The 16,991-nt window shown below is 69.5% G+C and carries 19 protein-coding genes and 1 tRNA gene; 11 read left to right on the top strand and 9 right to left on the bottom strand.

The genetic code is table 11. The features are described from left to right. Positions 1-76 precede the first annotated feature (76 nt). Positions 77-1,456 carry an MFS transporter gene (locus tag QSK39_RS11240; RefSeq protein ID WP_285477551.1) on the top strand — a complete coding sequence of 460 codons (1,380 nt, stop codon included), beginning with the start codon at positions 77-79 and terminating at the stop codon, positions 1,454-1,456. On the opposite strand, the gene QSK39_RS11235 is transcribed toward QSK39_RS11240, so the two are convergent. The 5 genes from QSK39_RS11235 to mug all read right to left on the bottom strand — a co-directional run bounded on the left by QSK39_RS11235 (position 1,446) and on the right by mug (position 5,903). After that, the gene (locus QSK39_RS11235) at positions 1,446-1,739 is read right to left on the bottom strand and encodes a GlsB/YeaQ/YmgE family stress response membrane protein (protein ID WP_285477550.1); all 294 of its coding nucleotides are present in this window, start codon (positions 1,737-1,739) and stop codon (positions 1,446-1,448) included. The two genes, QSK39_RS11240 and QSK39_RS11235, sit on opposite strands and share 11 nt — an antisense overlap. Before the next feature lie 147 nt (positions 1,740-1,886). After that, the gene (locus tag QSK39_RS11230; RefSeq protein WP_284743054.1) at positions 1,887-2,162 is read right to left on the bottom strand and encodes a GlsB/YeaQ/YmgE family stress response membrane protein; all 276 of its coding nucleotides are present in this window, start codon (positions 2,160-2,162) and stop codon (positions 1,887-1,889) included. Positions 2,163-2,296: 134 nt separating this feature from the next. Further along, positions 2,297-4,132, bottom strand: a complete 1,836-nt coding sequence (locus QSK39_RS11225; RefSeq protein ID WP_285477549.1) for an acyl-CoA dehydrogenase — start codon at positions 4,130-4,132, stop codon at positions 2,297-2,299. A gap of 139 nt (positions 4,133-4,271) precedes the next feature. Beyond that, the gene (locus QSK39_RS11220; RefSeq protein ID WP_285477548.1) at positions 4,272-5,057 is read right to left on the bottom strand and encodes a response regulator transcription factor; all 786 of its coding nucleotides are present in this window, start codon (positions 5,055-5,057) and stop codon (positions 4,272-4,274) included. Between the two features lie 285 nt (positions 5,058-5,342). Continuing rightward, positions 5,343-5,903, bottom strand: a complete 561-nt coding sequence (gene mug, locus QSK39_RS11215; RefSeq protein ID WP_285477547.1) for a G/U mismatch-specific DNA glycosylase — start codon at positions 5,901-5,903, stop codon at positions 5,343-5,345. Between the two features lie 27 nt (positions 5,904-5,930). Here mug and QSK39_RS11210 point away from each other — a divergent pair, with 27 nt between their 5' ends. Then, positions 5,931-6,599, top strand: a complete 669-nt coding sequence (locus tag QSK39_RS11210) for a class I SAM-dependent methyltransferase (protein ID WP_285477546.1) — start codon at positions 5,931-5,933, stop codon at positions 6,597-6,599. 160 nt (positions 6,600-6,759) lie between these two features. On the opposite strand, the gene QSK39_RS11205 is transcribed toward QSK39_RS11210, so the two are convergent. Beyond that, entirely contained in the window at positions 6,760-7,386 is a 627-nt protein-coding gene (locus QSK39_RS11205; RefSeq protein ID WP_285477545.1) for a VanZ family protein, read from the bottom strand. 195 nt (positions 7,387-7,581) lie between these two features. On the opposite strand from QSK39_RS11205, the gene QSK39_RS11200 reads away from it, so the two are divergent. The 5 genes from QSK39_RS11200 to QSK39_RS11180 all read left to right on the top strand — a co-directional run bounded on the left by QSK39_RS11200 (position 7,582) and on the right by QSK39_RS11180 (position 12,284). Then, complete coding sequence (locus QSK39_RS11200; protein WP_353051042.1) at positions 7,582-8,148, top strand: GNAT family N-acetyltransferase; 567 nt, start codon at positions 7,582-7,584, stop codon at positions 8,146-8,148. A 52-nt stretch (positions 8,149-8,200) separates the two neighbouring features. Then, entirely contained in the window at positions 8,201-9,280 is a 1,080-nt protein-coding gene (locus QSK39_RS11195) for a Gfo/Idh/MocA family protein (protein WP_285477544.1), read from the top strand. A gap of 51 nt (positions 9,281-9,331) precedes the next feature. Further along, positions 9,332-10,111, top strand: a complete 780-nt coding sequence (locus QSK39_RS11190) for an alpha/beta fold hydrolase (RefSeq protein ID WP_285477543.1) — start codon at positions 9,332-9,334, stop codon at positions 10,109-10,111. A 114-nt stretch (positions 10,112-10,225) separates the two neighbouring features. Next, positions 10,226-11,920: a bifunctional metallophosphatase/5'-nucleotidase gene (locus QSK39_RS11185; protein WP_285477542.1), complete on the top strand. Its 1,695-nt coding sequence runs from the start codon at positions 10,226-10,228 to the stop codon at positions 11,918-11,920. Between the two features lie 37 nt (positions 11,921-11,957). Then, the gene (locus QSK39_RS11180) at positions 11,958-12,284 is read left to right on the top strand and encodes an MmcQ/YjbR family DNA-binding protein (RefSeq protein ID WP_285477541.1); all 327 of its coding nucleotides are present in this window, start codon (positions 11,958-11,960) and stop codon (positions 12,282-12,284) included. Here the strand turns inward: QSK39_RS11180 and QSK39_RS11175 are convergent. Together QSK39_RS11175 and QSK39_RS11170 are read right to left on the bottom strand one after the other, a co-directional pair. Beyond that, on the bottom strand, positions 12,274-12,804 hold the full coding sequence (locus QSK39_RS11175; RefSeq protein WP_285477540.1) for a GNAT family N-acetyltransferase: 531 nt from the start codon (positions 12,802-12,804) through the stop codon (positions 12,274-12,276). The two genes, QSK39_RS11180 and QSK39_RS11175, sit on opposite strands and share 11 nt — an antisense overlap. Before the next feature lie 8 nt (positions 12,805-12,812). Beyond that, positions 12,813-13,190, bottom strand: coding sequence for a nitroreductase family deazaflavin-dependent oxidoreductase (locus QSK39_RS11170; protein ID WP_285477539.1), 378 nt, complete (start codon positions 13,188-13,190; stop codon positions 12,813-12,815). Between the two features lie 88 nt (positions 13,191-13,278). Here QSK39_RS11170 and QSK39_RS11165 point away from each other — a divergent pair, with 88 nt between their 5' ends. From QSK39_RS11165 to QSK39_RS11155, 3 genes are all read left to right on the top strand, one after another. After that, positions 13,279-13,929 carry a hypothetical protein gene (locus tag QSK39_RS11165; protein WP_285477538.1) on the top strand — a complete coding sequence of 217 codons (651 nt, stop codon included), beginning with the start codon at positions 13,279-13,281 and terminating at the stop codon, positions 13,927-13,929. A 99-nt stretch (positions 13,930-14,028) separates the two neighbouring features. Beyond that, positions 14,029-14,379 (top strand): YciI family protein, encoded by a 351-nt coding sequence (locus tag QSK39_RS11160; RefSeq protein ID WP_285477537.1) that lies wholly within the window; start codon positions 14,029-14,031, stop codon positions 14,377-14,379. After that, positions 14,376-15,572, top strand: a complete 1,197-nt coding sequence (locus QSK39_RS11155) for an RNA polymerase sigma factor (RefSeq protein WP_285477536.1) — start codon at positions 14,376-14,378, stop codon at positions 15,570-15,572. The genes QSK39_RS11160 and QSK39_RS11155 overlap by 4 nt, the downstream gene beginning before the upstream one ends. Before the next feature lie 21 nt (positions 15,573-15,593). Here QSK39_RS11155 and QSK39_RS11150 read toward each other — a convergent pair. Next, positions 15,594-15,664, bottom strand: a tRNA-Gly gene (locus QSK39_RS11150). 110 nt (positions 15,665-15,774) lie between these two features. On the opposite strand from QSK39_RS11150, the gene QSK39_RS11145 reads away from it, so the two are divergent. Beyond that, positions 15,775-16,968 (top strand): oxygenase MpaB family protein, encoded by a 1,194-nt coding sequence (locus QSK39_RS11145; protein WP_285477535.1) that lies wholly within the window; start codon positions 15,775-15,777, stop codon positions 16,966-16,968. The last annotated feature ends 23 nt before the right edge of the window (positions 16,969-16,991 follow it).

Raw genomic sequence — 16,991 nt, 5'->3', positions numbered from 1 at the left:
GCCCAAGCAGGTACTCCCAGCACCAGCACCACCAGGCTCTCTCCGCCGGGAACCGGAGAACCGCAAGGTCAGGGACATGACACTGACCACCCCTGCCCCGGCCACGGACCGGGAAGCCCGGCCGGACCGGCGGCCGTGGTTCATGCTGGCCGTCCTGCTGCTCGGCCAGTTCATGGCACTGCTCGACGTCACCGTCGTGAACGTCGCCATGACCGACATCCGCACCGACCTGCACGCGTCCGGCGCCGCGCTGCAGCTCGTCGTCTCCGGCTACACCGTGGGCTACGCGATGCTGCTGATCACCGGTGCCCGCCTCGGTGAGCTGTTCGGCCGGCGCCGGCTGTTCGTCACCGGCACGATCCTCTTCACCGCCTGTTCCGCACTCTGCGGCCTGGCGCCGGACGAAAAGATCCTCATCGTCGCGCGGATCGCCCAAGGCGCCGGAGCCGCGTTGATGATGCCGCAGGTCATCAGCGTCATCCAGGCGCAGTTCACGGGCGCCGCGCGGGCGAAAGCGCTCAGCGCGTACACCGCGGTCATCGCCGTCGCGTTCGTCGCCGGTCAGGTCGTCGGCGGGGTGCTCGTCGGCGCGGACCTGTTCGGGGCGGGCTGGCGGCCGGTCTTCCTGGTGAACGTCCCGATCGGCGTCCTCGTGGCCGTGCTCGCCGTCAAGCTGGTGCCCGGAGGTGCTGCGAAGGCGGGCCGGCGGCTCGATCTCGCCGGGCTCGCGATCGCCGTGCCGGCGGTGGTGCTCGTCGTGCTGCCGCTGGTGCTCGGGCACGAAACCGGCTGGCCCGCCTGGACGTTCGGGTCGATCGCCGTCGGCGCGCTGCTGGCCGTGCTCTTCGTCGTCGTGGAACGCCGCGTGCGCGATCCGCTCGTCGACCTCGCCGTGCTCAAGATCCGCGGTGTCGCGCCGGGCTTGGCCACGCTCGGGGCCGGCGTCGCGTCCTACGGCGGATTCCTCTTCTGCGTGGCGCTGCACCTGCAGTCGGGCCTCGGCAAGACGGCGCTGGCCGCCGGCTTGGCGATGGCGCCGGGCGGGGTCGTCTTCGGCCTGTGCGGGTTCTTCTGGAACCGGCTGCCGCGGCGGGTGCACGCCTGGCTGACCCCGTGCGGTTACGTCGGATCGGCGATCGCCTACGTGCTGCTCGGGCTGGGCCGGGACGGCGGCACGCTGTTCTTCGTGGCCCTGCTGCTCTTCGGCCTGTCGATGGGACCCGCGTTCGGCTCCCTGATGGTGAACGCGCTGACGCACGTCCCGCTCGAGCGCGCGGCGGACGTCAGCGGCCTGCTCACCACCACGTTGCAGCTGGGCCAGGTCATCGGCGTGGCGACGTTCGGCAGCGTGTTCCTGACGCTCGCCACGACGTCGTCCGCGCACGCCCTCACCACGACGATGGCCTGCGCCGCCGCGCTGCTGCTCGCCGGCGCAGGCCTGGCCGTCAGGCGGTAGTGCGGCTGCCGCCCTTGACCCTGCCGTAGATCGCCGAGGCCGCGATGACCCCGACGACGGCGGCGACGATCTGGAAGATGTGCCGGATCCAGTCGATGCCATTGGTGTCGCGAACGCCGAACACCCCGGCGAGCCAGTTGCCGATGAACGCGGCCACGATGCCCACGACGATGGTCAGCCAGATCGGGATCTTCTGGTCGCCCGGCGCGAACAGCCGGCCGAGCACGCCCAGGATCAGGCCCACGATGATGGTCGAGATGATGCCCCAAAGTCCGCCGAGCACAGCTGCCTCCTCGGATAGCGCAATAAGCGCCACGGTGGCACCGATCCCGGCGCATCGCCCGCGCAGACCCCCGATGGAGTGAGACACGGAAAAGCCCGGCCCGGCGCACCCGCGAGGGTGCACCGGACCGGGCCTTGGTCCGAGGTGTTACCTGGTCACGCCGCGACGGCCGTAGGCGCCGGCGGCGATGCTGACCCCGATCGCGGCCAGGACGACCTGCGTCAGGATTTCCAGCCAGTCGATGCCGTTGGTGTCCGCGTAGCCGAGACCACGGGCGATCGCCGTGCCGATGAAGGCGGCGATGATGCCGATCAGGATGGTCAGCCAGATCGGGATGCTCTGCTTGCCGGGGGCTACCAGCCGGCCGAGAACTCCGATGATCAGCCCGACGATGAGTGCGCTGACGATGCCGGCGACAGTCATCACTTTCTCCTCTCAAGGATCCGCGAACCCGGCCATTCGGGTCCGTCGGACTCGGTGAGCGGAGTGCCCGCACCGGGTGACCCCGAAACGCGAAAAGGGCCCTCCTCACGTGAGGAGAGCCCTTTTCGTGACCATCAGAAGGCGGCTTCGTCGAGCTCCATCAGCGCGTTGTCGGCGGCCTCGACGATCGCGCGGCGGGCGGTCAGCTCCGGCAGCACCTGCTTCGAGAAGAACGACGCCACGGCGATCTTGCCCTCGTAGAACGGGACGTCCTTGGCGGACGCGCCCGCGTCGAGCTTCGCGATGGCGACCTCGGCGTGCTTGAGCAGCTGCCAGCCGATGAGCAGGTCGCCGACCGACATCAGCAGGCGGACCGTGTGCTGGCCGACCTTGTTGATGTTCTGCGGGTCCTCCTGCGACGTCGTCAGGTAGCCGATCAGCGAGCCCAGCATGCCCTGGGTGTCCTCGAGGGCCTGCTTGAGCAGCCCGCGCTCGTTCTTGAGCCGGCCGTTGCCCGCCTCGGACTCGATGAACTTCGTGATCTCGCCGGCGACGAAGGCCAGGGACGCGCCCTTGTCGCGGACGATCTTGCGGAAGAAGAAGTCCAGCGACTGGATCGCCGTGGTGCCCTCGTAGAGCGAGTCGATCTTGGCGTCGCGGATGTACTGCTCGATCGGGTAGTCCTGCAGGAAGCCGGACCCGCCCAGCGTCTGCAGCGACTGCACGAGCTGTTCGGTGGCGCGCTCGGAGCCGACGCCCTTGACGATCGGCAGCAGCAGGTCGTTCACGCCGTGCGCGACCTTCTGGTCACCCTCGCCGGTCCACAGCTGGTCCTGGAACGACGCCGTGTACAGGTACACCGCGCGCAGGCCCTCGGCGTACGCCTTCTGCAGCATCAGCGAGCGGCGGACGTCCGGGTGGTGGGTGATGGTGACGCGCGGGGCGGCCTTGTTCAGCATGTTCGGCAGGTCGGCGCCCTGGACGCGCTCCTTGGCGTACTCGAGCGCGTTGAGGTAGCCGGTCGACAGCGTCGCGATGGCCTTCGTGCCGACCATCATCCGGGCGTACTCGATGACCTGGAACATCTGCGCGATGCCGTCGTGGACCTCGCCGAGCAGCCAGCCCTTGGCCGGGGTGCCGTGCTGGCCGAAGGTCAGCTCGCACGTCGTCGAGGCCTTGATGCCCATCTTGTGCTCGACGTTGGTGACGTAGGCGCCGTTGCGCTCGCCCAGCTCACCGGTCTTGGTGTCGAAGTGGAACTTCGGGACGAGGAACAGCGACAGGCCCTTGGTGCCCGGCTTGGTCTCGATGCCGGGACCCTCGGGGCGCGCCAGCACGAGGTGCATGATGTTTTCGCTCATGTCGTGCTCGGCGGAGGTGATGAACCGCTTCACGCCGTCGATGTGCCAGGAGCCGTCCTCCTGCTTGGTGGCCTTGGTGCGGCCCGCGCCGACGTCGGAGCCGGCGTCCGGCTCGGTCAGCACCATCGTGGCGCCCCAGGCCCGGTCGATCATGAGCTGGGCCCAGTGCTTCTGCTCTTCGGTGCCGTTCTTGTTCACGATCATGGCGAAGTTCGGGCCCGCCATGTACATGAACAGCGGGGCGTTGGCGCCGAGGATGAGCTCGGACGCGGCCCACTGCACGGTCGGGGGGAGACCGAAGCCGCCGAGGTCGTCGGTGAGGCCGAGGCGCCACCATTCGCCGTCGAGGAGCTGCTTGTAGCTCTTCTTGAACGACTCGGGGATCTTGACGCTGAAGGTCTTCGGGTCGTACACGGGCGGGTTGCGGTCGGCGTCGGCGAAGGACTCGGCGAGCGGACCGGTCGCGAGCTTGTTGAGCTCGGACAGCACCCCGCGGGCGGTCTCCTCGTCGGACTCGGCGAGCACACCCTTGCCCAGGCGTTCCTGGACGCCGAGCACCTCGAAGAGGTTGAACTCCAGGTCTCGGACGTTGCTCTTGTAGTGGCCCATGTCGTCACTCCAATGTGTTCGGCTCCCCGGCCGGGCACATGTTCGCCTTACTCGCCGGTAACTTCAGGATATTACCTGCGGGTAACTGGAGCAAGCAGATCCGCACTTCCGAGTACGGAAATCCGGGCCTCTTCAGGGGTCAGCGCTGCCCCGGGAGGGCTGTTGTGTCGGCTGTCACGGGCACGTGGCCGTCTTCGGCACGGGCGACCAGTATCCCGCCGCGGAAGGCGATCGTCACGGCGTGCGTCCGGTCCCGCGCGGACAGCTTGCGCAGGATGCTCTTGACGTGCGTCCGGACCGTCTCGACGGACAGGAACAGCAGTTTCGCGATCGCCGAGTTCTCCAGCCCTTCGGCGACGAGCTGGAGCACCTGGTACTCGCGCCGGGACAGCGGCATCCCGCCGCGCGGCGCCGGCGGGCTGTCGTGGGCGAGGTCGCCCTTGGGCACGGTCGACCGCTTCGGCCGGGCGGTGAGCGCGGCCAGCGCCGGGTCGATGTACCGGCGCTCGGTGTGCGCCCGCCGGATCGCTTCGGCGAGCCGTCGTGAGTCGATCGACCGCGGCACGATCGCGTGCGCCCCGGCGGCGATCGCGGCCGCGAGGTACTGCTGGGTGCGGTTCGTGTCCCGGATGAGCGTGACGAGGATCAGCGCCGGGTCGCCGGCGTTGAGCAGCTTCGTCAGGTGGCAGTTCGGGTCGAGCGCCGAGTCGAGCACGACGACGTCCGGCTTGACCTGCTCGCACAGCTGCAGTGCCGCGTGGTGGCTGGCCGCCTGGCCCGCCCAGTGCAGCCCCTGGCTGCGGTGGACGAGCGCGGCGAGGCCGTCGCGGAAGATCGGGACCGGGTCGACGACCGCCACGCCGAGACTTCGCCCGCCGGGTCCGGTCGGCCCGATCGGCCTGCGGGTGGGCTCGATGCCGTGCATCGTGGGCCTCCGTCTCTGCGCCGTCGCTCTTGGGACGCCTGACGCGACCCCTCGGTTCACGCGTCCGGCACCGTCCGGTCTCCCCTGCCGGGACCGGCCAAAAGTGACTCCTCCTGCTTGGTACGAGTCGCGATTGCGCAGCTCATGACGCCATCTCCCCCTCATGGCCTAATCGCTCGGTCACAGCAAACTCTGGGTAGAAAACCTTCCGGGGAAGTGGGCTCGACCGGGCTGGAAAGGACCTGATGGGGCGGTTGGCGCTACTGAGGGTGGCCCGCCTCTTGTTCAACGATTTCGACGATGTTCGGATGCGGTCCGCAGCTCCGCGAACTCGGCCGCGAGCCCGGCCGGCGTCCAGTGCGCGTTGAGGCCGCTCGGGTTCGGCAGCACCCACACGTGGGTGTCCCCGATCCGGTGCTCCTGCCGCCCGACGCGCGCCTTCGGGAAGCCGAACGCGGTCCGGTAGGCGGTGATCCCGACGACGGCCAGCCACCGCGGCCGGTACTCGAGGACTTTCGCTTCGAGCAGCTTGCCGCCTTCGCGGAATTCGTCGGCGGTGAGCTCGTCGGCGCGGGCGGTGGTCCGGGCCACGACGTTCGTGATGCCGAGCTTCAGGTCGAGCAGCTGGTCTTGTTCGTCCGGTTTGTAGAGGCGTGGGGTGAACCCGCTTTGGTGGAGCGCCGGCCAGAAGCGATTGCCGGGCCGCGCGAAGTGCTGCTTCAGCGCGCCGGAGTAGAGACCGGGGTTGATGCCGCAGAAGAGGACGTCGAGACCGGGGGCGAGGACGTCCGGGATGGTGGTGTCGTACGCGGCGGCCAGCTGGTCCTTCGTGGGTCGGGTGCTCACCCGCCCAGTCTCCGGCACCCTCGGGGGATGGACGTCACCGCGGACGGGTGCTCGGTCGAGGTCTACCTGCTGCTGCCGCCGGCCGGGGAGCCGGAGATCGTGCACGCGGCGGTACCGGCGGGGGCGTCGATCCTCGAGCTGGGATGTGGGACCGGACGGGTCACCCACCCGCTGGTGGAGCTGGGCCACGCCGTGGTCGCCGTGGACGATTCGCCGGAGATGCTTGCGCACGTCCGGGCCGCGAAGGTGTTATCGCGGATCGGCGACCTGGACCTCGGGCGGACGTTCGACGCGGTGCTGCTGGGGAGCCATTTGGTCAACACGGCACTCGACGCGGACCGGCATGCGCTGCTCGCCGCCGCCCGGCGGCACTTGGCGCCATCCGGGAGGCTGCTGGTCGAGTGGCATCCGCCGGAGTGGTTCGACGCCGTCGCTTCCGGCCAAGGTGGACGGCTCGGGGCGGTGGAGGTCGAGTTGGCCGATGTCGTCCGCGAAGGCGACCTGCTGTCGGCGGCTGTGCGGTACTCCGCCGGCGGGCGGCAGTGGAGCCAAGAGTTCACCTGCCGCCGTCTCGGCCTCGGCACCCTCCTGGCCTCGGCCGATCTGATCTTCGACGGCTGGCTGACCGATGACCGGACCTGGTTCGCCGCGCAGGCTCGTCGCTGGGGGTGGCGAAATGACCACAGACCTGCGTAACCTGTTGTGATCTCCCGCACAGCGCCGTACCGAGGAGGATTTCGTGCAGCTTCCGATCGTCCTCGGGCTGGTCGCGCTGGTCTTGGCCGTCGCCGCTCTCGTGGTCGTTCTCGAGGACCGCAGGGCCGCCAAGCGGGCCGCCTTGCAGCGGAAAGCCCGGTTAGCGCGTCTCGGCGAAGTGGACCCGCTCGCTCCGGGCCGGCTGCACGCCGACCGGTGAACGCAGGACCGCCAGCAGCAGCGCCCCGAACACCCAGCCGGCTCCCGCGCCGAACGTGTTGTTCATGAGGTCGTCCACGTCGAAGATGCGGTAGGCGTACGGCGCCGTCCCGAAGTTGGCCGTGAGCTGCGTGATCTCGATGAGCAGTGACGCGGCGAAGCCGATCAGGACGGTGCCGGTCAGGCCGCGGCGCCACAGGATCCGGGCGAACACCCCCAGCGGGACGAACAGCAGCACGTTCATGCACGCCTGCTGGAACGTCTGCGTCATGAACCACTGCGACCCGTGCTTGAGCATCTCCGTGTGGATGTCGGTGATCCACTGGAACGGGTGCAGCTGCACCGTCTGGCTCAGCCGGCGCGTGCCGGGGCCGGGCAGCGGCAGGAAGACGACCGCCAGGGTCATGCAGCTGTACAGCAGCACCGCGCCGGTCGTGACGATGCCGCGCAGGCGCAGGCCGCCGTGCCGGGCCAGCTGGGTGATCAGCTGCGGCACCAGGACCACGGTCCACAGCGCCAGGAAGCCGATGAATCCGTACTGCAGGGCGGTGACCTGTGCGTTCGTCATGCCACCGACGTTATGGATCATGACCGGCGAGCACTTCGGTCGAAGAGCCGGACCCCATCGGTCACTCGGCCGAACGGCGCTCGGCCGATCGGTCAGTCGTCTTCGCGTTCCTCCGAGCGCTCGGCCCGCCAGGCGCTGAACACCGTGCCCCCGATCAGCAGCACGACGACGGCCAGCACCACGAGTACGACCTCGATGCCCATGTTTCCCCCAGTTGCCGGAACGATCGCCTCATCGCGTCCGCATTATTCGGTGTTACCGAACCCTCCGTGCGTGCGAGCCTGCCCGGATGGTCCACGTGCGACGGCTGACTCCCGACGACGTCCCCGTGCTGCGCGAAATCCGGCTCCGCGCGCTCGCGGACACACCCGAGAATTTCGGCTCGCTCGTCGCGGTCGAACGCGCCAAGCTCGATGCCGACTGGCGGCGTGGCTCCGGGACCGCGCTTGGTTCGCCGCGTTCGACGGTGACGACGCCGTCGCGCTCGTCTGCGGCTGGCCCGGCGAGCGGGAATGGCTGGTCTTCTCGATGTGGGTTGCGCCACAGGCGCGCGGCCGCGGGCTGGCCGCGGACCTCATCCACGCCGTCCGCGAAGCGGCCCGGGAAGCCGGCGCGGAAGCCATCGGTCTGCACGTCTTCGAGGGGAACGACCGCGCGCGACGCGTCTACGAGCGGCTCGGCTTCGTCCTCACCGGCGAGTCCGAAGTCATAGCCGGAAAAGGGAGACGTAACCGGATGCGGCTTGCGCCGACCCGGGAATGACCACGACGCTCGGCACGTCGAACTCTTGTGGGGGCAACGAAAGGGAACGCTCATGGCACCGGTCCGGGTCGGCATCGTCGGGCTCAGCGCGAACGGCGGCTGGGCCGCCACCGCGCACGTGCCCGCGCTGGCCGCGGTGGACGGCTACGAGCTCCGCGCGCTCAGCGCGAGCAGTGCCGACTCGGCGCGGGTGGCCGGGGAGAAGTACGGCGTGCCGCTGACCTTCGGCGACGCCGGGGAGCTGGCGCGGCACCCGGAGGTCGACCTGGTCGTCGTCGCGGTGAAGGTGAGCGAGCACCGGGCGCTGATCGAGCCCGCGCTGGCCGCGCACAAGCAGGTGCTGAGCGAGTGGCCGCTCGGCGCGAGCCTGGCCGAAACCGAGGCGCTGGCCGAAGCGGCGAAGGACGCCAAGACGGCCGTCGGACTGCAGGGGCGGTCCGCACCCGCGTTGCGCTACCTGCGGGACCTCATCAAGGACGGCTACGTCGGCCGCGTGCTTTCGACGTCGTTGATCGGCTCGGGCGGCAACTGGGGTCCGTCGGTCCGGGCCGGGCGTGACTACCAGCTGCACCCCGAAGGCGGGGCGACCATGCTGACGATCCCGTTCGCGCACACCGTCGACGCGTTCGACATGGTGCTCGGCCGGTTCTCCGAGCTGTCGGCGACGATGGCGACCGTCCGGCCGCGGGTGCGTGACGAGGTCACCGGCGACTCGGTCGCGATGACCGCGCCGGACCAGATCGCCGTCAGCGGCGTGCTGAACGGCGGCGCCGTCGCGTCGCTGCACCTGCGCGGCGGGTCGTCGCCCGCCACGGACTTCCACTGGGAGATCAACGGCACCGAGGGCACGCTCGTCGTCACCGCCGCGGACCCGCTGTTCTGGATCGCGAAGGTGACGTTGCGCGGCAGCCGGACCGGCACGCTGGAGAAGCTCACCGTGCCCACCCGATACGAGCTGCCGCAGCTGGCCGGGCGCGCCGCCGAGCCGTCGTACAACGTCGCGCACGCCTACGCCCGGCACCTCAAGGGCGACCTGCCGGACTTCGCGCACGCGCTGCGCGTGCACCGCGTTCTCGACGCCGTCCAGCGGTCCGCTGACGCTGGGAAGCGGATTCACCCGGACGCAGAGTAACTGTTACCGACGGTAGTAGCTTTTCCGCGAACCCGGACTTACTCTCGGGTAATGGACGACGTTGTCTACGACCGCGAGGGCCGGGGCGAGCCGCTGGTGCTGATCCACGGCATCGGCCACCGCCGTCAGGCGTGGGCACCGGTGTTCCCGCTGCTCACGCCGCATCGCGACGTCATCGCCGTTGACCTGCCGGGCTTCGGTGAGTCACCCGAGCCGGCCGGCGGGTACGGCGTCGAGCCCGCGCTGGTGATGTTCAAGGAGCTCTTCACCGAGCTGGGGCTCGACCGCCCGCACGTCGCGGGGAACTCGCTCGGCGGCCTGCTGTCGCTGGCGCTCGGCCAGGCCGGGCTCGTCCGCAGCGTCACGGCGTTGTCGCCGGCCGGACTGTGGAACCGGACGCAGAAGATGTACGCGATCGCGACGCTCAAGGCCCACCGCGCGCTCGCCCAGCGCACGCCACCGCACGTCGTGCGCCGCATCGCCGCGACGGCGGCCGGGCGCAAGGCGCTGACCGGGATGATCGTCGGGAAGCCGACCCTGCTGACTCCGGACGCCGTCGTCGAAGACGCCCACGCGCTCGCGACCGCGCCGGGTTTCGAGCCGACCGCCGCGCAGTCGCGCGGGGACTTCCGCTTCACCGGGCCGGTCACCGGCGTCCCGGTGACGATCGCCTGGGCCGAGCACGACCGGATCCTCGCCCGGCCGCGCGTCGCCGACCTGCGGAAGGTCGCTCCCAACGGGACGTTCCAGCTGCTGCCCGGCTGCGGGCACGTGCCGATGAACGACGACCCGGCGCTCGTCGCGCGGGTGCTGCTCCAGGGAAGCCGTTAGGTGACATTCGCTTTACGTCCGTCTTTTGACCCTGGTAGCTGACTGCTTCGCGAGGCAGAATCCTCCGCCGTGCGCCCGTTTGGGGACCTTGGGCGCGAATCGGAGGAAACACGCATGAGGCTTTCAACCCGGCTCGTGGTGCTCGCCGCGGCCGCGCTGGCGACGACCGCGGTGACCACCGCACCCGCGTCCGCGGGCCAGCGCCCGGACCCCACCACCGACGTCCGGATCATCGCTTTCAACGACCTGCACGGAAACCTGGCGCCGCCGACCGGCTCCAGCGGCCGCGTCACGCAGTCCGACGGGACCACTGTGGACGCCGGTGGCGCCGCTTACCTGGCCACGCACGTGAAGCAGCTGCGGTCGCAGGTGCGCAACTCGTTCGTCGTTTCCGCCGGCGACAACATCGGCGCGTCGCCGCTGACCTCGGCGCTGTTCCACGACGAGCCGACCATCGACTTCCTGAACATGCTGGGCGTCAACGCGTCCGTCGTCGGGAACCACGAGTTCGACGAGGGCTACAAGGAGCTGCAGCGCATGCAGTTCGGCGGCTGCCACCCGACGGACGGTTGCCAGTTCGACAAGAAGTTCAAGGGTGCGGACTTCCCGTTCCTCGGGTCCAATGTGTACTTCACCAACGGCCTGCCCGCGCTGTTGCCGTTCACCGTCAAGTTCGAGGGCGGCGTGCCGGTCGGCGTCATCGGCGCGACGCTGAAGGACCTGCCGTCGGTCGTGACGCCGGAGGCGATCAAGGGCCTGAAGTTCGGCGACGAGGTCGAAGCGATCAACCGCACCGCGAACCTGCTCGACTTCTTCGGCGTCAAGTCCCAGATCGTGCTGCTGCACCAGGGCGACAGCACCGAGGTCGAGGGCCCGAACGACTGCCGGGTCCTGCCCGGCCCGGCCACCGCGATCGCGAAGGCCGTGACCCCGAAGGTCGACGCGATCTTCACCGGCCACAGCCACCAGCAGTACAACTGCGTGATCAACGACCCGGCCGGCCAGCCGCGCACGGTCATCCAGGGCTCGTCCTTCGGCCGGCTGCTCTCGGTCGTCGACCTGAAGATCAACCTGAAGACGCGCGACGTCGTCCGGTCGGCGACGCAGGCGCACAACGAGATCGTCACCCGCACGGTCACCCCGGACCCGGCCGTGGCGGCGCTGGTCGCCGACGCACAGGCGAAGTCGGGCCCGATCGCGAACAAGCAGATCGGCACCATCACCCAGGACCTGAAGGCGGCGGGGAACGCGGCCGGCGAGTCGGCGCTCGGCGACGTCATCGCCGACGCGCAGCTGGCGGGCACGCAGTCGAACAGTGCGGTCATCGCGATGACCAACCCGGGCGGCATCCGCGCCGACCTGACCTACGCGTCGTCCCCGGCGGGCGAAGGCGACGGCGTGGTGACCTACGGCGAGGCGTTCACCGTCCAGCCGTTCTCGAACATCATGCAGACGATCACGCTGACCGGCGCGAACCTGAAGAACGTGCTGGAGCAGCAGTGGGCGCCGGGGGTGAACCCGAAGTTCCTGCAGATCTCGAGCTCGCTGCACTACAGCTACTCGGCGTCCGCGCCGCAGGGCTCGCGGGTCTCGAACATCACGGTGAACGGCACGCCGGTCGACCCGGCGGCGACGTTCCGCGTGTCGGTGAACAACTTCCTCGCCGCCGGCGGGGACGGCTTCACCGAGTTCACCAAGGGCACCAACCTGGCCGGCGGACCGGTGGACCTGGACGCGCTCGTCGCGTACCTGGGCGCCCACCCGAACCTGGCCCCGCCCGCGGCCGACCGGATCACCCAGCTGCCGTGATCCGGTTTTTCCAAGACGCCGGGTCGACAATGGACCCATGACGACTTGGGAAGACGTCGTCCGCCTGGCCTCGGAACTGCCCGAGGTCGAGGCGGCGACCTGGTACCGCACGCCCGCGCTGAAGGTGGCGGGCAAGGGGTTCGCGCGGCTGCGCACCGAGGCCGAGGGCGGCCTGGTCGTGCTGTGCGGGCTCGACGAGAAGGCCGCGTTGCTGGACTCCGGCGACGCGGCCTTCTTCACGACATCGCACTACGACGGGTACGGCTCGATCATCGTCGACCTCGAACGCGTCGACGTCGATCAGCTGCGTGAGCTGCTCGAGGAGGCGTGGCGGCTGAAGGCGCCTCGCCGGCTCACCACTTGAGTTCGCCCTTGAGCATGCTCATCAGGATCATGTCGTGGCGCTCGCCGTCCGCCGCGACGAACGCCTCGCGGTGGCGGCCGTCTTCGGAGAAGCCGACCTTGCGGTAGACGTGCCGCGCGCGCTCGTTCTCGGCGACGACCCACAGCGTGATCATGTGCAGGCGCATCGAATTGAAGCCGTAGCGGCACATCAGGCGCAGCGCTTCGGTGCCGTAACCGCCGCCGTTGCGGTATTCGGCGTCACCGATGTAGATGTCCAGCTCCGCGTTGCCGATTTCGGGCTCGGCGTCGCGGAGGTCGACGATGCCGATGAGCTTGCCGTCGGCCTCGATCCCCAGGACGACGAGCTCGTAGCTGTTGAGCGGGCGTTCCTCGGCGTGCTTGCGCAGCTGCGCAAGGGAGCGCGGGTGGCTGTTGGTCATCCACCGGCCGACCTCGGGGTCGTGGATCCACGGGTGGATCTTCTCGGCGTCTTCCGGCTCCAGCGCGCGCAGCCGGACGAGCTCCCCCTCGAGCAGCATTTTTCCCCCTAGTCCCGCTTCAGCAGCAGGAAGTCTTGGACGTTCAGCAGGCCGAGGAACTGCCGCACGGGAGTCGGCATCGCTCGGCGGGACTCATCATGCACGAGCTCGGGCGAATGCACGCGGTAATTACGCCGCCGGGTGACCACGGTGCAACTCTCCGCGGCCAGCACGTTCTTGACCCAGTCCGTGTCGGGGCCGTAGGTGAGCGCGACGACGAAGCCGTCGTCCGTGCGGAAGACGTTCAGCGGCGTGCGGTACTCCTTGCCGGACTTCCGTCCTTTGTGGACCAGCAGGCCGAAGCCCGGCGCCCAGTTCACGACGTACTTGTTGATCCGGTTGGTGACCACGCGGTTGAAGCGGGCGAGTCCTTTGGGCAGCACCATGCCCGGGATAATATCAACGCTCGATGAATTAATCGAGCGGGCGACCCCGCTTCCCGGCCCGCGGTCGCCCGATGGTGGGATATGGCGCATGTCGACCGAATGGCCGCTGCGCCAGGACCCGGAAGCCCCGGTGATCATCGCCCTGGCCCTGGTCAACGATCCGGACGCGCTGGGCTTCGTCGTGCTGGACGACGAGGACGACTGGTTCATCAGCGACGGCACCGAGCTGTCCGAGGACGTCGTGGTCAACCGCGAGAGCTTCGGCAAGATGTCGGTGCGCGAGGCCCTCGAGCTGCTCCCGCAGCTGGCCGCGCTGGCCGGCCTGCCGACGGGCATGGCCGCCGACTGGGACCCCGAGCGCCGTACGTGGCTGCTGTCGTCGGTGACGGGTTCCGACGACGAGGACGAGGACATCCGGCTGCTCGGCCAGCGCCGCGCGGCCTGGGAGTTCGAGGGTTCACCGGACGACGAAGCCCAGATCAGCACCGGCCTGACCGAGATCCCGGCCGGCTGGCAGCAGCCGGTGCGCGCGGTCCGCCAGGTCGTCCGCGAACAGGACGGCACCTGGCTGTTCGTCGGCTTCGAGGTCCCCGAGGCGGAGGACTTCGAGGTCGAGGGCCTGGAACTGGAGCACGTCGCGAACCTGTACCCGGACGTCCGGACGGTGCTCAAGGCGGCGCCGGGCCAGGTCTACGACCGCGAGACCCCGGACTCCGAGTGGGAGCTCGTCGAAGGCTGAGAAAAAGTTCGGCGTGGGTTGTCCCGGCGCGCCTTCGCCCGTTCGTCCTTACAGTGGGAGCCGGCGATCGGCGCCGGTCAGGACCTGTGAGGAGTAGTCATGCCCCAGTACGCCGCGATCATCTTCGCCTCCGACGTCGACCCGACGAAGCCCGAGGCCGCGGACATGATGAAGGACTACAACGAGTTCGGCGCGGCCGCCCAGGCCGTGATCCGCGGCGGCGCGGCCCTGTACCCGACCGCGACCGCGACGACCGTCCGCGTCACCGGCGGCAAGGGCGGCGACATCGTCACCACCGACGGCCCGTACGCCGAGACGAAGGAAGCCCTCACCGGCTTCTACCTCATCGAGTGCGCCGATCTCGACGAAGCGGTCAAGGTCGCGGCGCAGATCCCGGGTGCCTGGGACGGCGCCATCGAGGTCCGGCCGGTCGTCGACTTCGGCCGGTGATCCACGCCGGGGACGCGGTCGCGCGGCTGGTCCGGGACGAGGGCACCCGGGTACTGGCCACGCTGGTCCGCGTCACCGGCAGCGTCGACCTGGCCGAAGACGCGGTCCAGGACGCCGTCGTGCGCGCGCTGGAGACGTGGCCGCGCGACGGCGTCCCGGACAACCCGCGCGGCTGGCTCCTGGTGGCGGCCCGCCGTCGCGCGGTGGACGTCGTCCGCCGCGAAGCGAAGCGGCTCGGGAAGGAGGCGGACGCGATGCCCGCGTTCGACCCGTTCCCCGACCCGGTCTCGGTCCGCGACGACCTGCTGCGGCTGGTGTTCACGTGCTGCCACCCGGCGTTGTCGGTGGACGCCCAGGTCGCGCTGGCGCTCCGGACGTTGGGCGGGTTGTCGACGGCGGAGGTCGCCCGCGGCCTGCTGGTCCCCGAAGCGACGATGGCGAAGCGCCTGACGCGAGCGAAGCAGAAGATCGCCCAGGCTCGGATCCCGTACCGGGTGCCCGCGGCGGAGGAACTCCCCGCGCGCTTGGCCGGTGTCGCATCGACGGTGTACCTGATCTTCAACGAGGGCTACACGGGCCGGGTTGCTCTGCGCGCGGAGGCGGTCCGCCTGGCCCGGTTGCTGGCTTCGCTGATGCCGGACGAGCCGACGGCGCTGGGGTTGCTGGCGCTGGTCCTCCTGCAGGACGCCCGCCGCGCGGCCCGGTTCTCCGCGGGAATGCCGGTGCTGCTGGCCGACCAGGACCGGTCGGCGTGGGACTTCGAGCTGATCAAGGAGGGCGTGGAGCTGGTGGGCGCCGGCCTGCGCCGCACACCATCGGTCCCGAACGCCTACGTGGTCCAAGCGGCGATCGCGGCTTGCCACGACCTGGCACCGTCGTATTCGGAGACGAACTGGGACGCGGTGATCTCCTGGTACGACGTGCTGTTGTCGATCCAGGACACCCCGGTGGTCCGGCTCAACCGCGCGGCAGCGGTTGCGGAAAGGGACGGCCCCGCGGCGGGGCTGGCATTGGTGGACGCGCTGGCGGAGCTGGACGATTATCCGTGGTGGCACGCTTCACGCGCGGAGTTGTTGCACCGCTTGGGTTCTGAGTCGGCGACCGACGCTTTGGAACGGGCAGTGGAAACCGGTTTGCCGGACGCGCACGCGGCTCATTTGCGGGTCCGGATACAAAAAGAAAACCCCGGATAGAATGTCCGGGGTTTTACTGAGAGCGGATGACGGGAATCGAACCCGCGTATTCAGCTTGGGAAGCTGATGTTCTACCATTGAACTACATCCGCAGTGCGTCGCCAGCATACACGGCGGCGTGATCCCCGTGTCCAGACCCCTCCCTCCTTGACGTCCGCGCTTCAAGTGACAACACTTGTTGTCGACCTCGGAGGTGAGCGCCATGGAAGAGCCCGAGCTGTTTCGCGAAGGCGGGTTCCGGCTGGCCCAGCGGCTGTTCATCGAAGGGGACATCCGGGGCGACGAACGGCAGGTCGCCCGGCTGCGGGAGTTCGCCCAGGTCGAGGACCAGCGGGCCGATGACGTCGTCGCCTGGATGGCGCAACAGCCCAAGGGACAGGGCCGGAAGCTCTTCGAAGACGCGCTGAAGAGTGGTGCCGCCGCGGAAGGGCCGCTCAAGGCCTTCTTCGACGAGGTCAACGCCAAGCCCTACTGGGTCGACGACGAGCGGCTCGAGCGGGGCGCCAAAGCCATTACCCGGGCCGGGTTGCTGGGCCTCTTCCCGCTCGGGGACATGTCGCTGATGGGCGGCTACCTCGCGTCCCGCGCCACGAAATCCCTGGTCGGTACCGGGGAGATCGAGTACAAGGCCACGCGGCGGCTCGTCGAGACCGCCGCCTGGTGGATCGACGTCACCACGCCCGGCGCCCTCAAGCACGGTGAACAGGGCTACGCCTCCGCCCTCCGGATCCGGGTCGTGCACGCCCACGTGCGTGCCGCCATGAACCGGCGGGCCGACTGGGACTACGCCGCCTGGGACAAGCCCGTCAACCAGGTGCAGACCGCCGGCACCCTCCTGCTCTTCTCGCTCGTCTACGTCTTCGGCACGCAGCTTCTCGGCCTCCGCTACTCCGCGCGCGAACGCGGCGACATCCTGCACCTCTGGCGCTACATCGGCTGGCTCATGGGTGTCGACGACGAGCTGCTGCCCACCTCCGAAGAAGACGCCTGGCGCCTGCTCTGGCTGCTCGCCGCCACCGAGTTCATCCCGGACGACGACTCGAAGCGCCTCGCCAAAGCGCTCATCGAGGCCAACGCCGCCGTCGGCGAGGGGCGCGGCGCCGTCGGGAAGGTGCTGTCGCACGTCTCCGTCGCCGTGCACTCGTCGATCAGCCGGCTCGTGCTCGGGAAGACCAACGCCGACTTCCTCGGGCTGCCGAACGACCCCGTCGCGCAGGCCGCGATCGTCGCCGTGGCGGGCGTCAACTTCGCCGCCGAGACCGTGCGGCGGTTCATCCCCGGTGCCACCGCGCTGCAGGAACGGATCGGCGAGGCCGGGCGCCGCGGGTACGTGAAGCGGCTCGAGAAGCTCTTCGCGCCGGATACGACCTACGCGCAGCACATGCGGGCGGCCTGAACCCACCGGATAGGCTTCGCGGC

Origin of the sequence: Amycolatopsis sp. NBRC 101858 (assembly GCF_030269325.1) — a bacterium.
GTDB classification, from domain to species: Bacteria; Actinomycetota; Actinomycetes; order Mycobacteriales; family Pseudonocardiaceae; genus Amycolatopsis; species Amycolatopsis ponsaeliensis.
This window is presented reverse-complemented; position numbering and strand designations above follow the sequence as displayed.

Excerpts from the sequence above, each read along its gene's own strand:
- QSK39_RS11240 (WP_285477551.1), top strand. The coding sequence starts at position 77 with ATGACACTGACCACCCCTGCCCCGGCCACGGACCGGGAAGCCCGGCCG.
- QSK39_RS11230 (WP_284743054.1), bottom strand. The coding sequence starts at position 2,162 with ATGACTGTCGCCGGCATCGTCAGCGCACTCATCGTCGGGCTGATCATC.
- QSK39_RS11225 (WP_285477549.1), bottom strand. The coding sequence starts at position 4,132 with ATGGGCCACTACAAGAGCAACGTCCGAGACCTGGAGTTCAACCTCTTC.
- QSK39_RS11220 (WP_285477548.1), bottom strand. The coding sequence starts at position 5,057 with ATGCACGGCATCGAGCCCACCCGCAGGCCGATCGGGCCGACCGGACCC.
- QSK39_RS11210 (WP_285477546.1), top strand. The coding sequence starts at position 5,931 with ATGGACGTCACCGCGGACGGGTGCTCGGTCGAGGTCTACCTGCTGCTG.
- QSK39_RS11205 (WP_285477545.1), bottom strand. The coding sequence starts at position 7,386 with ATGACGAACGCACAGGTCACCGCCCTGCAGTACGGATTCATCGGCTTC.
- QSK39_RS11200 (WP_353051042.1), top strand. The coding sequence starts at position 7,582 with ATGCCCATGTTTCCCCCAGTTGCCGGAACGATCGCCTCATCGCGTCCG.
- QSK39_RS11195 (WP_285477544.1), top strand. The coding sequence starts at position 8,201 with ATGGCACCGGTCCGGGTCGGCATCGTCGGGCTCAGCGCGAACGGCGGC.
- QSK39_RS11190 (WP_285477543.1), top strand. The coding sequence starts at position 9,332 with ATGGACGACGTTGTCTACGACCGCGAGGGCCGGGGCGAGCCGCTGGTG.
- QSK39_RS11185 (WP_285477542.1), top strand. The coding sequence starts at position 10,226 with ATGAGGCTTTCAACCCGGCTCGTGGTGCTCGCCGCGGCCGCGCTGGCG.
- QSK39_RS11180 (WP_285477541.1), top strand. The coding sequence starts at position 11,958 with ATGACGACTTGGGAAGACGTCGTCCGCCTGGCCTCGGAACTGCCCGAG.
- QSK39_RS11175 (WP_285477540.1), bottom strand. The coding sequence starts at position 12,804 with ATGCTGCTCGAGGGGGAGCTCGTCCGGCTGCGCGCGCTGGAGCCGGAA.
- QSK39_RS11170 (WP_285477539.1), bottom strand. The coding sequence starts at position 13,190 with ATGGTGCTGCCCAAAGGACTCGCCCGCTTCAACCGCGTGGTCACCAAC.
- QSK39_RS11165 (WP_285477538.1), top strand. The coding sequence starts at position 13,279 with ATGTCGACCGAATGGCCGCTGCGCCAGGACCCGGAAGCCCCGGTGATC.
- QSK39_RS11160 (WP_285477537.1), top strand. The coding sequence starts at position 14,029 with ATGCCCCAGTACGCCGCGATCATCTTCGCCTCCGACGTCGACCCGACG.
- QSK39_RS11145 (WP_285477535.1), top strand. The coding sequence starts at position 15,775 with ATGGAAGAGCCCGAGCTGTTTCGCGAAGGCGGGTTCCGGCTGGCCCAG.